This is a genomic window from Oceaniferula marina, assembly GCF_013391475.1.
In the GTDB taxonomy this organism is placed as follows: domain Bacteria; phylum Verrucomicrobiota; class Verrucomicrobiia; order Verrucomicrobiales; family Akkermansiaceae; genus Oceaniferula; species Oceaniferula marina.
This window is the reverse complement of record NZ_JACBAZ010000004.1, coordinates 387,863-401,521: the sequence shown is the minus strand read 5'-3', so window position 1 is coordinate 401,521 and position 13,659 is coordinate 387,863. Positions and strand designations below refer to the sequence as shown.

At 53.4% G+C, this 13,659-nt stretch carries 13 protein-coding genes; 7 read left to right on the top strand and 6 right to left on the bottom strand.

Annotated elements, in window-relative coordinates; genetic code table 11:
• Together HW115_RS11875 and HW115_RS11870 are read left to right on the top strand one after the other, a co-directional pair.
• On the top strand, positions 1-1,188 hold the full coding sequence (locus tag HW115_RS11875; RefSeq protein WP_178933097.1) for a response regulator: 1,188 nt from the start codon (positions 1-3) through the stop codon (positions 1,186-1,188).
• 154 nt (positions 1,189-1,342) lie between these two features.
• Positions 1,343-3,025 (top strand): 4-alpha-glucanotransferase, encoded by a 1,683-nt coding sequence (locus HW115_RS11870; RefSeq protein WP_178933096.1) that lies wholly within the window; start codon positions 1,343-1,345, stop codon positions 3,023-3,025.
• Between the two features lie 50 nt (positions 3,026-3,075).
• Here the strand turns inward: HW115_RS11870 and coaBC are convergent, their stop codons facing one another.
• From coaBC to prfB, 4 genes are all read right to left on the bottom strand, one after another.
• Complete coding sequence (gene coaBC, locus HW115_RS11865) at positions 3,076-3,714, bottom strand: bifunctional phosphopantothenoylcysteine decarboxylase/phosphopantothenate--cysteine ligase CoaBC (RefSeq protein WP_178933095.1); 639 nt, start codon at positions 3,712-3,714, stop codon at positions 3,076-3,078.
• Positions 3,715-3,868: 154 nt separating this feature from the next.
• Positions 3,869-4,417 carry a flavoprotein gene (locus tag HW115_RS11860; RefSeq protein ID WP_178933094.1) on the bottom strand — a complete coding sequence of 183 codons (549 nt, stop codon included), beginning with the start codon at positions 4,415-4,417 and terminating at the stop codon, positions 3,869-3,871.
• A gap of 20 nt (positions 4,418-4,437) precedes the next feature.
• A complete protein-coding gene (gmk, locus tag HW115_RS11855) occupies positions 4,438-5,046 on the bottom strand; it encodes a guanylate kinase (protein ID WP_178933093.1) in 609 nt (202 codons plus the stop codon).
• A gap of 35 nt (positions 5,047-5,081) precedes the next feature.
• Positions 5,082-6,201, bottom strand: a protein-coding gene (prfB, locus tag HW115_RS11850) for a peptide chain release factor 2 (protein WP_178933092.1) whose coding sequence is annotated in 2 segments (ribosomal slippage) — positions 5,082-6,116 and positions 6,118-6,201 — 1,119 coding nt in all. Because the reading frame shifts where the segments join, the coding sequence is not laid out codon by codon here.
• A gap of 146 nt (positions 6,202-6,347) precedes the next feature.
• Between prfB and recO the strand changes: the two genes are divergently transcribed.
• Complete coding sequence (recO, locus tag HW115_RS11845) at positions 6,348-6,887, top strand: DNA repair protein RecO (RefSeq protein ID WP_178933091.1); 540 nt, start codon at positions 6,348-6,350, stop codon at positions 6,885-6,887.
• A gap of 262 nt (positions 6,888-7,149) precedes the next feature.
• Here recO and HW115_RS11840 read toward each other — a convergent pair whose 3' ends face one another.
• Both HW115_RS11840 and HW115_RS11835 read right to left on the bottom strand, forming a co-directional pair.
• Positions 7,150-8,442: an aminopeptidase P family protein gene (locus HW115_RS11840; RefSeq protein ID WP_178933090.1), complete on the bottom strand. Its 1,293-nt coding sequence runs from the start codon at positions 8,440-8,442 to the stop codon at positions 7,150-7,152.
• Between the two features lie 129 nt (positions 8,443-8,571).
• On the bottom strand, positions 8,572-9,420 hold the full coding sequence (locus tag HW115_RS11835; protein ID WP_178933089.1) for an NAD(+)/NADH kinase: 849 nt from the start codon (positions 9,418-9,420) through the stop codon (positions 8,572-8,574).
• 93 nt (positions 9,421-9,513) lie between these two features.
• On the opposite strand from HW115_RS11835, the gene HW115_RS11830 reads away from it, so the two are divergent.
• From HW115_RS11830 to HW115_RS11815, 4 genes are all read left to right on the top strand, one after another.
• Positions 9,514-9,774, top strand: coding sequence for a hypothetical protein (locus HW115_RS11830; protein ID WP_178933088.1), 261 nt, complete (start codon positions 9,514-9,516; stop codon positions 9,772-9,774).
• Between the two features lie 15 nt (positions 9,775-9,789).
• Positions 9,790-10,131 carry a thioredoxin family protein gene (locus tag HW115_RS11825; RefSeq protein WP_319609303.1) on the top strand — a complete coding sequence of 114 codons (342 nt, stop codon included), beginning with the start codon at positions 9,790-9,792 and terminating at the stop codon, positions 10,129-10,131.
• Between the two features lie 89 nt (positions 10,132-10,220).
• A complete protein-coding gene (ileS, locus tag HW115_RS11820; protein ID WP_178933086.1) occupies positions 10,221-12,935 on the top strand; it encodes an isoleucine--tRNA ligase in 2,715 nt (904 codons plus the stop codon).
• A gap of 13 nt (positions 12,936-12,948) precedes the next feature.
• Entirely contained in the window at positions 12,949-13,563 is a 615-nt protein-coding gene (locus HW115_RS11815; protein WP_178933085.1) for a signal peptidase II, read from the top strand.
• Positions 13,564-13,659 lie beyond the last annotated feature (96 nt).

The following is a 13,659-nucleotide window of genomic DNA, read 5'->3' as shown; positions in this document are numbered from 1 at the left end:
ATGAGCGAAGAAACATACAAAGACCATGTGATCCTTTTTGTCGATGACGAAGAGAAAACAAGAAAATATTTTGCCCGCTTGTTTGGGCACGCATTTCAGATTTTATTAGCCAAGGATGGTGCAGAGGCGCTTGAATTGTTTCAGGAGCATCTTGATGAAATTGGCTTGGTTGTTACGGATCAGAAGATGCCTAACATGACGGGGTCCGAGTTGTTGGAAAAGGTGGCGGAGTTGAAACCTCTTTGTGTTAGGATTCTATCCACCGCTTATGCTGACATTGATGCTGCAGTGGACTCGGTCAACCGAGGGGGGATTTACCGTTATGTAACCAAGCCTTGGGAGGTAAGCGATTTGGAGGTTACCCTGAGACGTGCCATGGAACATTACTTGTTGCAGAAGGAACGCGATTCAATGTTGCGGCAGAAGTTTTCTTCGGTTGAGATGTTGGCATCTTCCGACAGGGTTTTGTCGATAGCTTCCATTGCTGTTTTCAGGAATGAGGAATTACGTCGTGTCGGTGAAGCCTTGCAAGTTCTGGTGCAACTCGCCGAAATTGGAGCAGACGAAGGAGATGGACGTGAGTTGATTGATGACTCCTTGAACTGGCGGGAGCTTTATCGCAGGCATTTGGTCTTTCTTCGTTCTTTGCGTGGTGGCCTGACCGAGCAGGCGCTTAGCCCAGGTTCCTTGGACTACAGTAGCTTGGTGTCGGTTCGAGAGGTGATGAATGATTTGGTAGGAGGTGAGAGTTATTTTGAGTGGTCTGGTGGAGAGACGTCGACGACCGGTTGGCCGGGCAGCAAGGAAGCGATGCAAGCTGAGATTAAGCTGCTGATGGATGCGGTGGAGTCGATTATGAAGGATGCTGGCGTTCTTCTGGTTTCCGAGGTGCAGGGTGGAATTGAGCTGCGTTTGTCTTCGCGTTTGTTGGCGAAAAATCTGGAATCCTTCCGTTCGGCAACCAAGGAGCCACCATCAAGCGATTGTTTGGCTTTGGCTGCGGCACTATTCCGTTTGTCCCACGCAGGTGCTTATTTCCAAGTCGTGCCTGAGGAAAAACGGGGGATGGTTCGCCTGAGTGTGACCTTTGACCCAACCAAGACCGTTGATTCAGCCCAATCTGGATGGGACTCTCTCGATGCGGCCTTATCTGGCAATGACGTCTTTTGGTCGCAGTTCGGGGCTTGATTCGGGCGTGTCAGCGTGATTGGGCAGGGTGCGGGGGAGACGATCCCCGCAGGGCCGGTGCTCTGCACCGGTAGCAGGTATCGCTTGTTGAGAAACGTGTCAGGGGACACGCTTTGAGGTTGCGTGGCTTGGGCCTTGCCTCCAGAGTTTCGGCATGGCATTACCCGACATGAAGAGGTTGAGGCGTTTGGGCGTATTGGTCCCGGTATTTTCGTTGCGCCGTGATGATGATCTTGGCATCGGAGATACCAGGGCGTTGCGTGAGATGGTGGATTGGGCTTCCCAGCACCGGGTTGGGTTTCTGCAGTTGCTGCCGATCAATGAAACGGGTGTGGACAACAGTCCGTACAACGCGATTAGCTCTGTAGCCTTGGATCCGGTGCTGTTGAACATGGAAGAGCTCCCCGGAATGACTAAACGGCAGATTCGGGCAGCTGAGAAAAAGCACCAAACGAAGAGTGATGAGTTGGTCGATTACGATTCATCCAATGCCGCCAAATGGGATGTATTGGAGCAAGGGTTCCGTCACTTTCTTCTCCATGGTAATGGTCGGGATGCTTTGGAATTGTTTCAGCGTGATGAGAAGGACTGGCTGCTTCCCTATTGCAAGTTCCGTTATTTGATGGAATTAGCTGGCACCGAACGATGGAACGAGTGGCCTGAGAATTACAATACAGCAGAAAAGGCAGAAGTGTATCTGGCCAGCGTGGACCAAGATGAGTTGGAGGAGCGGTTGGAATTTTATGCCTGGGTGCAGTGGCATGCCTTCAACCAGTGGCGTGAACTTCGAGCTTATGCTGAAAGTCAGGATGTCAAATTAATGGGGGACATTCCGATCGGAGTGTCTTACGCCAGTGCCGATGTGTTTTTTGAGCCTCAGTGGTTTGATCTCAGCCTGTCAGGAGGTTCTCCACCCGAGACGGTCTTTAAAGATGACGCCTTTGCTTGTCAATGGGGGCAAAACTGGGGGATCCCGCTTTACGATTGGGAGCGTTTGGCCCAGGACGACTACCGCTGGTGGCGGCGTAGAATTGAAAAATTGACCGACGTGTTTCATATTTTCAGGATTGATCACATCCTTGGGTTTTATCGAATTTACAGCTTTCCTTGGCGCCCGGATGACAATGCTACCTATCTTGGGCTCAGTGAAGAGGAAGCAAAAGCGTTGACTGGAGGTTCGTTGCCAGGTTTTTCACCGAGGCCGGATGACACCCAGAAAAACCGGGATGCTAATCTTTCGGATGGTGATCGCTACCTGAAAATGGTGCTCGACGCCGCAGGTGATGGCGAAGTCGTTGGTGAGGATTTGGGCTGTGTTCCCGATTATGTAAGGCCCCATCTGGAGCGTCTTGGTATTGCCGGATTCAAAGTTTGCCATTGGGAATCCATGGGGGATGGTCGAGCCGTGAAGGGCTCGGATTACCCGCAGTGCTCCTTTGCCACGTATGCTACCCATGATCACGACCCGATCCCCGCGTTGTGGAATACATTGGTTGGTATGTTAGGCGGGCTTGAGCATGAAGGCGCGATGCGGGGGCTGGCCTTGCTGAGCGATTTTGCCGGACTGCCCAAGGGTAAAACCATGCATGATTATGCACGTTATGGATCGGTGGTTAAATGGTCGCTGTTAGGGTCTTTGCTTAAGTCCAATGCCGACTATGCCGCAGTCATGATTACGGATGTGATCGATAGTGAAAAAAGAATCAACATCCCCGGCACGGTGGGTGGTGAAAACTGGCGCTATCGACTCCCGTGGAAGTTGGAGGAAATGCCCGGGCCTATTCAGTCGGAGTGCCAGAGGCTCACGGAGTTGATTCACATCGCCGGGCGCGGATAGAGAGTCGGCATCCTGTGATGTGATGATTGCTGGTGATCTCAAAGCAGTAGCTACCTGTTCTCTGCGAGCTCAAATGCCTGTTCGATGATCAGGTGGGCGAGGTGTTGCTTGGAGTCTTTGGGCGGAGCCTCTGTTCGGTCCTTGAATACGAACAAGACTTCATTCTCGTTGCTGTCAAATCCGATGTCCTTACGTGAGACATCATTGGCGACGACAAGGTCGCAGCCTTTGCGTTCCAGTTTTCCTCGGGCATTGGTTTCGAGGTTTTCAGTTTCCGCAGCAAAGCCGATCAAGACGCCCTCGTAGTTGAATTGACTGCGGGCAGACCCGAGAATGTCCGGATTTTTGACGAGTTCGAGCGTCATGTGCTCGTTGTTTTTTTTGATTTTTTGCTCGGGCACCTTTGCCGGTCGATAGTCGGCGACGGCGGCTGCAAAGATGGCGATATCAGCTTTGCCTATCCAGTGTTCGACCGTGCTAAACATCTCGGCTGCACTTTCTACCGGGATGTAATCCACCCGGTCAGGGAGGTCGAGTTGGGTCGGTCCGGAAATGAGGATCACGCGGTGGCCAGCCTTCACTGCGGTTTCCGCCAGTGCGTATCCCATCTTTCCTGATGACCGATTGCTTAGGTAGCGAACGGGGTCGATAGCTTCACGTGTCGGGCCGGCGGTGATGAGGATGGTCATGATCTGAGGATTAGCCACACAAGGTACAGAAGGGCACAAGTGGTTTTTGCTAGAGAATGAGTTTCTTGATTTCCAGTTTTGGAACACCGAAATTGACAAGGGTTCCGTGCTTTATATGGCTGGCACATAAAAAGACCGGGAGCCTCTTTGTGTCTTATGTGTCTTTTGTGGCCAGGATTTCCTCCGCCTTGGCAATAATCGTTTCTTCTTCGATCAGTCGGCCAGGGCCGGAGTATCCGCAGGCGAGCATGCCTTCCTCGGCGGGGCCGATGAATTGGCAGCCGTCTTTTTCAAGTTGGTCGACGTTGCGCTGGGTAGCGGGGTGGAGCCACATTTTACCATTCATGGCAGGAGCGAAGAGTGCAGGTGCCCGGGTGGCGAGGTAGATGCTGCTGAGTGGATCAGGGGCGAGGCCATTGGCGAAATTGGCGAGGGTGTTGGCTGTGGCTGGGGCAACGAGAAAGAGGTCGGCCCGATCTGCCAGATCGATGTGGCCGGGTTTCCATGATTGTTTTTCATCTTCCAGCGAGACGAGCACCGGGTTGCGTGAGATCACTTGCAGGGTAAGCGGAGTGATAAACTCGGTTGCGGCGTGGGTCATGACGCAATGAACATCGTGACCGTTTTTGACAAGTTGTGAGGCGATGCCTGCGGCTTTGTATGCTGCAATCGATCCAGTGATGCCGAGGATGATGGTTTTCATGGCAATTGGGGTGGTATGATTCAGGAAAGGCGAGATGCCCTGAGTCTCTCTCCGATCAGGAGTGCTTTGAAGCGGGGGTAGTCTTCTTCGTGGGTTCCGGAGAGCAGGAGGTAAGTATATTTCGGTGCGGCAGCGATTTCGTCCAGTGCATTTTTCATTCGTAGGGCGATGATCTCTTCGCTGTCGGTTCCCCGGCCGGTCAGTCGACTGTGCAATTCTTCTTCGCTGGGCGGCATGACAAAGAGATCGAGCAGAGATGTCTGAATGATGGGGTCCTCACAGCTGCGGACGAGGTCGGCTCCCTGAACATCGATATCCATGACGACGTCGGTTCCTTGGTTGATGCGTTCGATGACTTCGGATTTAAGCGTTCCATAGAAGTTGCCGTGGACTTCGGCATATTCCAGAAAGTCACCGGATTGGATTCGGCTTTCAAAGGCTTCCCGGCTGAGGAAATGGTAGTCGATGCCGTCTTGCTCTGCCCCGCGTGGTGGGCGGGTGGTGCAGGAGATCGAGTAGGCGACTTCACCTTCACCGGCGAGGCGGCGGCAAAGGGTGGATTTGCCGGAGCCGGACGGGCCGGAGACCAGATAGATGATGCCTTGTCGTTGTTGCTGCTTTACATACATGAAGCTTGATGTGTGTGTGGTGGTCTTGCTTGAGATTATTTTTCTCTGGATTTACCCTTGAGTTTGGCCTCGATAAACGGGTCGAGGCGTCCGTCCATGACGGCGGAGATGTTGCCGGTTTCTTCGCCTGTTCGTAGGTCCTTAACCATTTGGTATGGTTGGAAGACATAGGAGCGGATCTGGGATCCCCAGCCGATTTCTCCCTTGGCTGAATATTCGCGATCCGCTTCGGCTTTCTGTTTATCCTCCTCAATTTGATAGAGCTTGGCTCGCAGGATGGCCCATGCGTTTTCACGGTTGCGGAGCTGTGACCGTTCTTGGGTGGAGCGGATCAGAATACCGGTGGGTTTGTGTTTGATGATCACGGCGGTTTCCACCTTGTTGACGTTTTGTCCACCTGCGCCGCCTGAACGAGCGGTGGTGATTTCGACGTCGGATTCCGGAATTTCGATGTTGATATCGGTGGAAATTTCAGGAGTGACGTCGATTGCAGAAAACGAGGTGTGTCGTTTGCCTGCGGCGTCGAAGGGGGAAATACGGACCAGGCGGTGGACGCCTCGCTCGTTTTTGAGATAGCCGTATGCGTAGGGGCCGTCGATTTTCAGGGAAGCCGTACGGCATCCTGCGCCGTCTCCATCCTGGTAGTCGAGTTTGGTGACCGTGAAGCCCTTGTCCTCAGCCCATCGGATGTACATGCGCAGCAGCATTTCCGCCCAATCGCAGGCCTCGGTGCCTCCAGCTCCGGCCTGAATCGTGAGGTAGGCATTGGTGACGTCGGTGGGTTTGTCGAGCAGGGTGATCAGCTCGAACTTATCGAGTTCAGAGATGATGTCCTTGTAGTCGTCATTGGCTTCTTTGGCGAAATCCAGATCGTCGGCTTCTTTGGCGAGTTCGATGACTTCGTCGAGGTTCGCTGCCCGCTGTTCCAGTTCGAGAAAGGGGTTGAGTTTGCCTTTGATCAGATTGGATTGACTGACCGTGCGCTGGGCGTTTTCCTGATCGTTCCAGAATTCCGGGTCAGCCATGGCGTGGTCGAGCTCGGTGAGCTGTTGTTCCAGGTTTGGGACGTCAAAGGTACCTCCTGAGTTCGGACAGGCGGCTCTTCAGAGCCCCGGTGTCCAGCGCCAGGAGGTCAGCGATATTGTGTTCACTCATACGCGCCGAGTGATAGCGGGAATTGATGAAAAGGGAAGTCGTTATTCCCGAATAGTGAGGAAGCTTCGAGCTGAGGGTTTATACTTTCTGTGGATTCGAGAGAAGACTTCACACGGCTTGTGGATTGTGACTAGTTTTGCTTCGCCATGGAAAAGTCCCAGGGGATTATCATACGTCTGACCAAACTGACGGAGACCAGTCTGATCGTGCACTGGTGTACCCAGGAAGAGGGCTTACTCAAAACCGTGGCCAAGGGCGGACGCCGTGCCAAAAGCCCCTTTGCGGGAAAACTAGATTTGTTTTTTCAGGCTGAAATGAGTTGGGTCAAGAGCCGGAAGAGTGAACTGCACACCTTGCGCGAGCTTGTGGTTTCAGATTTTCGTGAGCCCTTGAGGCACCGCTACCGGGACATGGTCACGGCCTCTTATTTTGTCGATGTGTTGGCAACGGTCGTGGAACCCGGGCTTCCGGTTCCAGAGCTTTATGATTTGTTGCAGCGGGCGTTGGATTACCTTAGGGACGAGGGCGCAGACATGCGGGGACTCCTGCATTATGAGCGTGAACTGGCCAGGATGCTGGGGGTGCAGCATCAAAAGATGAGCCCGCTGATGTCATTGGAGCGGGCTTTTGGGGCTATGCCGCGTGGGCGTAAGCAGTGTCTGGATGTGTTGGATAATACCATTTGATCAGTTAAATTGGCTGAATGGCACTGAAGGTTTTCGATTTTAACTAGGCGCAAGGAAGGCGCATAGCGGGCTATGCAACCGACGCGCAACAACGGTAAAATCTAAAAGATTCAGTGCCCCCTTGCCATTCAGCTTGCTGACTGACTCATCATCTTAAACTCAAACCATTCTGCTAATTTAACTGGGAGGATGGTATAACGCCGGGCCGTGAGCCACGGCCCGAAGGGTGGGATGGGACGGCCCGAAGGGTGGTGATGGAGATTTAGCTCTTTGCCATCAGGGCTTCGATATCATCGGCTTCGAGTGGGATGTTGGCCATCAGGTCGAAATTGTCATCTTTGCCGATGACCACATCGTTTTCGAGTCGGATGCCGAGGTTTTCATCTGGAATGTAGATGCCCGGTTCGATGGTGAAGACCATGCCTTCGGCGACGGGTTCGTTGGGTGGGCAGACATCGTGCACATCCAAGCCGAGGTGGTGGGAGGTTCCGTGCATGAAGTATTTGCGCACCAGCGGTTTGTCCGCGGGTTGTTTGGCGGCTTCGTCAGCCGTAATGAGGCCGAGGTTGATGAGTTCTTCTTCGACAAATTCCATCACCCGTTTTTGGTATTCGGATGGCAGGATGCCGGGGCGGAGAATGCCATTGGCGCGGCGCATGACTCTGAGGACGGCATCGTAGACTTCGCGTTGGCGGGGAGTGAATTTTCCGTTCACCGGGATGGTTCGGGTCATGTCGGCATTCCAGTTTGCGTATTCTGCGCCGACATCCATCAGCAGGAGGTCGCCGTCCTGGCAAAGTTGGTTATTGTCGAGATAGTGGAGGACGCAGGCATTTTTGCCGCTGGCGATGATTGGGAGATAAGAGAAGCCCATCGACTTGCTGCGTAGGAATTCATGGGCGTATTCGGCTTCGATTTCCCATTCCCCGACACCGGGTTTGACGAAAGAAAGGATGCGCCGGAACCCTGCCTCAGTGATATTGCAAGCCTCCTGGAGTTTTTTGATTTCTTCTGCGTCTTTGATGATTCGGAGTCGGTGCATCAGAGGGGCGAGGCGCTCGTAGTTGTGCAGCGGGTATTCGTTTTGGCACTTTTTGATGAAGCGGGCGTCCCGGGTTTCGACCGAGCTGGCAGCACGGAGGTGCTCATTGGTGTTGAGATAGACATGCTCGGCCTGTTGAATCAGGCGGTGCAATGTGTTCTCGAATTGGTTGGTCCACTGGACGTTTTGGATGCCTGAGAGATGGCTTGCCTTTTCCTTGGTGAGTTTGGCTCCCTCCCAAATGGCGATGTGTTCATTGGTCTCTCGCACAAAGAGGATTTCGCGATCTTTTTCTTCGCGGGCATCCGGGTAGATTAAGAGGATGCTCTCCTCCTGGTCAATGCCACTGAGGTAATAGATGTCGGTATTTTGTTTCAATGCCATGGTTCCATCGGCATTGGTTGGCATGACATCGTTTGAGTGAAGGATGGCGATGCTGTTGGACTTCAGAAGCTTGTTGAGTCGGCTGCGGTTGCGGACGAAAAGTTGGGAATCGGCAGGTTCGTATCTCATATGTTGCGATAGGAGCGAAGGATGGCCTCCGCTGCAATCACAAAGAGAAAAATATGCAGCGAATGGCTTGTCCGCTGCGCAAGAAATCAATGTTGGGGTGCCGTAGGCTTGGGTATTCAAACCCTGTGTTTACCCCCAGCCTAGTTTTTGGCGTAGGGTGCTGAAAAAGGTGCGGTCGGCAATCCTCAGCAGAGGTAGAGCGTGGCCAGCTTGTTCGACGGTGATTCGACTGCCTTGTTTGATGTCAACCACATCCCTTCCGTCGACAGTAAAGAGCATCGGGCAACTGGAGTCGGATGCCGGGGCAAGCTCGACCACCGAGCTGTCGGAGACAACCAGAGAGCGGTTACTCAGGCTGTGCGGGCAAATCGGGGTGATGACATAGACGTCTGCTTTGGGCGCAATCAGTGGGCCCCCGGCCGAGAGCGAGTAGGCGGTGGATCCTGTGGCTGTCGATACAATCAGGCCGTCTGCCCGGTAGTGGTTCAGGAGTTCTCCATCCACCCAGGCGTCGAGGGAGACCAGACGTCCGGTATGCCCCCGGGTGAGGGTGATCTCGTTGAGAGCTCTGAAGTATTGGCGTGAACCATCGTTCGAGGTAATGGTGGCCCGGAGTTGGAGCCGTTTGATCAGTTGGTAGTTGCCGCTGGCCACAGCATCGGCAAAGAGGTCAAGCTCGGTGTCGGTGCAGGTTGTCAGGAACCCCAAGGTGCCGATATTGATACCGGCGACCGGGATATCGACGGATCCTATTTTACTTGAGGCGTTGAGCATGGTGCCGTCACCTCCGAGCACGGCAACGACATCACAGCTGTCTCCGAAGGTGCGGGCGTCTACCCCATCCGGCGAACCGATGATATCGGCGGTTTCGGTTTCGAGTGACCAGGTGATCTTTTTTTTCTCGAGTGCTTCACACAGGTTGATGAGGGTGGTGCGGGCTCCCTTTTTGTGGGGGTTGGCAATGATTCCGACGTTCACGGCACGGATGCTAATGCTTTTTTTGAAAAGATACAGGCGAAATGTTGGAGTTATCGTCTTGATGCGTTGCTGATTCCAGACATAGTCGTTCTCATGTCTTGGGCCTTGGCGAGAAAGTCGATTGGGAGTTTGGTGGTGGTGTTCCTTGCAGGAGGAGGAATGGTTTCCTGTCAGAAGGCCAAGGAGATGCTCGAATCGGCATCCAACAAGCTTAAAGAGATGCAGGATGATTCATCAGAAGGTGCTGGTGATGCTTTGGTCAAGGAGGTGGTGGCCGTTGATGAGAAGGAGGGGAAACGCATCATTATGAGTGAGCGGCGTCTGGTGATTGTTGAGTTTTATACCGATACATGACCACCTTGTCGTAAGATCGCTCCCGTGTTGGAGCGTTTGGCTGATAAGAATGTCGAGAAGGTTCGGATCGTGAAGGTCGATGCCAACAAGCACAGGACCTGGGCGGCGAAAGAAAATGTCAGAGGGGTGCCTGCGTTCAGACTCTATAGTGGCGGGATGTTGGTGGATCAGTTTGCTGGTGCCTACCCCGAGAAAATCATGCAGCAAAAAATTGATAAGTATGCGGGCTCGTTGACGGCGAGTGCTGCATCCACCTCGTCCAAGGATAAGGAGGGGAAAGAGGGGGATGCCCCGAAAGAGCCGACGGTCCAGCCCATGCCCAAAGATTGGCTGCCTCCTGGAGTGACTGCCGAGTAGCGGGTTTGAGGTGAATCAGCGATGGCAAGATTGCTCAAGTCCGCTGTTGACCCTTTGGGCACCAGTGGCTAGCGTCCGCGCCCTTAGCCATGAGTGCGGATCAAACCAAGCCGAATTACAAAGACACCCTGAGCCTGCCGGAAACCAGTTTTCCGATGCGGGGGAATCTGGTAGAAAATGAACCCAAGCGTCTCCAGTCCTGGGCTGACCAGGACTTGTACCAGCGCATTCAAAAGCGCCGGAAAGATCAGGGCGCTCCGCGGTTTATTTTGCATGACGGCCCGCCTTTTGCGAATGGTGACGTTCACATGGGAACCGCCTTGAATAAGGTGCTCAAGGACTTGGTTTTAAAATCCAAGACCATGGCCGGGTATGAAACACCCTATGTTCCCGGTTGGGATTGTCACGGATTGCCGATTGAATACAAGGTGATGCAGGATGCCCGGGATGAGGAGCCTGCCGAGGTCCGCCGTCGGTGTACCGAATTTGCCAAAGGGTTTATTGATATTCAGCGCGAAAGTTTTCGTCGTCTCGGTGTGTTTGGTGATTGGGAGAACCCATATCTGACGCTTGACCCCGGATACGAATCCGACATTATCCGGACTTTTGGTAAGCTTGTTGAAATGGACGCCGTTTACCAAAGTCGCAAGCCGGTGCTCTGGAGTTACGGTGCCGGTACGGCTCTGGCCGAGGCCGAAGTGGAATACATGGATAAAAAGAGCATGGCCGCTTATGTTCGTTTTCCTCTGGCCGATGCCGAGGGCGATTTGAGCGATGCCTCGATGGTGATCTGGACCACAACGCCATGGACCTTGCCTGCCAACCTCGGTATTGCTGTGCACGAACGCTTTGATTATGTCTGTGGAGAGTTTGGCCACGAGGATGGCCGGACCGTTAAGTTGGTTTTAGCCAAGGACTTGCTGAGTGATTTTGCTGAGAAGACGGGTTTTGTTTTGAAGGCTGCCAGCAGCGAATTCAAAGGAGGTGTGCTCGAGGGCTTGCATGCCCAGCATCCATTTCTGCCAAGAACGTCCAAGTTGATTTTGGCCAATTTTGTCACTACGGACACCGGAACCGGGGCGGTGCATATTGCCCCCGGACATGGTGCGGATGACTACGTCGCCGGCCAGCAGAATGACCTCGGTCTGTTGTCGCCTGTGGATGATGACGGAAAGTTTACCGACGAATGCGGGCTCGAGGAGCTCGTTGGTCAGCATGTGTTTAAGACCAACAAGCGGATCACCGAGATGTTGGCCGAAGGGGGGAACCTGCTTGGACAAGAACTCTACGCCCACCAGTATCCACATTGCTGGCGTTCCAAAACGCCGATCATTTTCCGGGCTGTTGAGCAGTTCTTTATTTCGCTCAAAGACATTCGAGGCAAGGCGCTTGAAGAGATCGATCAAGTGAACTGGCTTCCCAAGTGGGGCCGCAATCGAATTTACGGAACCGTCGAGGCTCGCCCGGATTGGTGCATCAGCCGTCAGCGCACCTGGGGGGTTCCTCTTCCTGTGTTTTTCTCTGCCGATGGAGAGGCGATCATCGACCCCGCATTGATTGGCAAGGTGGCCGACTTGGTGGAAACCGAGGGCACCAATATCTGGTTCGAGCTCGACGATGCCGAACTGGCCAAGCGACTCGGTCTGCCGGAAGGATGTCGCAAGTGCCGTGATACCCTCGATGTCTGGATCGATTCCGGCTCGAGCCATGTTGCGGTGCTCGACCGCCATCCGGAACTGTCGGCTCCCGCGGATTTGATCATTGAGGCAACCGACCAGCACCGTGGCTGGTTCCAGAGCTCTCTGATGCTGAGCGTGGCAGCACGAGGTAAGGCACCATATAAAGCAGTGATGACTCACGGGTTCGTCGTCGATACTTCGGGTAAGAAAATTTCAAAATCCGGCAGTAAGCCGATCAATGCCAAGCATTACTACGATCAGTTTGGATCGGATATCGTACGTCTGTGGGCCGCGTCTGTCGACTGGCAAACAGAGGTTCCGTTTTCTGACAAGCTGTTCAAACAGGTCACGGACCCATACCGCCGACTCCGGAACACGCTCCGGATTTTACTCGGTAATATCCATGGTTTTGACCCCGCTAGTCAGTCGGTGGCGAAGCAGGATATGACGCTGCTTGACCGCTGGGTGCTCGAGCGCTTGAACGAGGTGATTGCCGAGTGCCGCGACGCCTATGAGCATTATCAATTCCGTAAGGTATTTAACCAAATCAACCATTTCTGCACCCACGAGTTGAGTGCGCTCTACATTGATATCACCAAGGACCGGATGTACTGTGATGCCCCGGATTCGGTGCGCCGCTTGGCCGCACAGACAGTGATGTTCCGCGTGTTTGACGCCATTTGCCGTTTGGTTGCTCCGATTCTGGTCTTTACTGCGGATGAAGCCTGGGAGCATGCGGGTCATGAGGGCTCTGTGCATGAGCAGGATTTCCCGATTGTGGATGAGGCCTTTACTCCTGGTGAGGCCATTGCCCAAGTGGGAAGTCTGCTTGAGATCCGTGCTGTGATTCAGACCGCCATTGAAAAAGAGGTGCAGGCCAAGCTCTTTAATAAGAACAATGAGGCCGAGGTTACTTTGACTCTGCCTGCGGGCCATCCATGTTCCGACCTGTTGGCTGATCGCGAATTTGTCACTGAATTCTTTATTCTTGCCGACCTCAATGTGGTTGAGGGTGAAGAGGTTTCAGCTACGGCGAAGGCGACCGGACATGCCATGTGCCCGCGTTGCCGTCGATACGAACCTCTGGTGACAGAGGTTTGTCAGCGGTGCAGCGAGGTTGTTTAATCCCATTGGCTCCATGACCACGGCTCTCGGCAACGCGACAATGATCCGGCTACTTTTAGTCGTGACCTTGCCGCTTTATATTCTGGATCAAATCACCAAATGGTGGATTGTCCTCAATTTTAAAGAGCCAAGCGTGGTTCAAATCGATGGAAAACTCTACGGGTATGAGGATACTCGGCCGGTCATTGAAGGCTTTTTCAATCTGGTTCGTCGCCATAACCAAGGGGTTGCCTTTGGGATTGGTAATGGCACGACCTGGGCTCCTGTCGTCTTTTTACTCGTTTTGATCGTCGCGATTTTCGTGATTCTTTATTTCTGGAAAAAAGGCGCCTTCACCGGGCCGTCCAAGTGGTCGGCTCCCTTGTTGATGGCCGGAATTGTCGGCAATCTTACAGATCGTTTGCTGCAGGGGTTCTGGCTCGAGGGATACAAGGATGCGGGATTCTGGGAACGGCTAGGGCAGGGGTACGTCGTTGATTTCCTGGATTTTTTCCTGCCGGTCGTGAACTACCGCTGGCCAGCCTTCAATGTCGCTGACAGCTGTATCAGCATTGCTGCCGTTTTGCTCTTTTTGACCGCCCTGACCGAGGGGGTCAAAGAGTGGAAGGAAAAGAAAAAGGATTCTTGAATTGTCCAATGTGAATAACTTGGGGAGAAGTTGTAGAAACTTTATGGTTCTTTCTTCTTGATGTGGCGGAGTCGTCACCGTAATGCCCGAATGATG

Excerpts from the sequence above, each read along its gene's own strand:
- HW115_RS11875 (WP_178933097.1), top strand. The coding sequence starts at position 1 with ATGAGCGAAGAAACATACAAAGACCATGTGATCCTTTTTGTCGATGAC.
- HW115_RS11870 (WP_178933096.1), top strand. The coding sequence starts at position 1,343 with ATGGCATTACCCGACATGAAGAGGTTGAGGCGTTTGGGCGTATTGGTC.
- coaBC (WP_178933095.1), bottom strand. The coding sequence starts at position 3,714 with ATGACCATCCTCATCACCGCCGGCCCGACACGTGAAGCTATCGACCCC.
- HW115_RS11860 (WP_178933094.1), bottom strand. The coding sequence starts at position 4,417 with ATGAAAACCATCATCCTCGGCATCACTGGATCGATTGCAGCATACAAA.
- gmk (WP_178933093.1), bottom strand. The coding sequence starts at position 5,046 with ATGTATGTAAAGCAGCAACAACGACAAGGCATCATCTATCTGGTCTCC.
- recO (WP_178933091.1), top strand. The coding sequence starts at position 6,348 with ATGGAAAAGTCCCAGGGGATTATCATACGTCTGACCAAACTGACGGAG.
- HW115_RS11840 (WP_178933090.1), bottom strand. The coding sequence starts at position 8,442 with ATGAGATACGAACCTGCCGATTCCCAACTTTTCGTCCGCAACCGCAGC.
- HW115_RS11830 (WP_178933088.1), top strand. The coding sequence starts at position 9,514 with ATGTCTTGGGCCTTGGCGAGAAAGTCGATTGGGAGTTTGGTGGTGGTG.
- ileS (WP_178933086.1), top strand. The coding sequence starts at position 10,221 with ATGAGTGCGGATCAAACCAAGCCGAATTACAAAGACACCCTGAGCCTG.
- HW115_RS11815 (WP_178933085.1), top strand. The coding sequence starts at position 12,949 with ATGACCACGGCTCTCGGCAACGCGACAATGATCCGGCTACTTTTAGTC.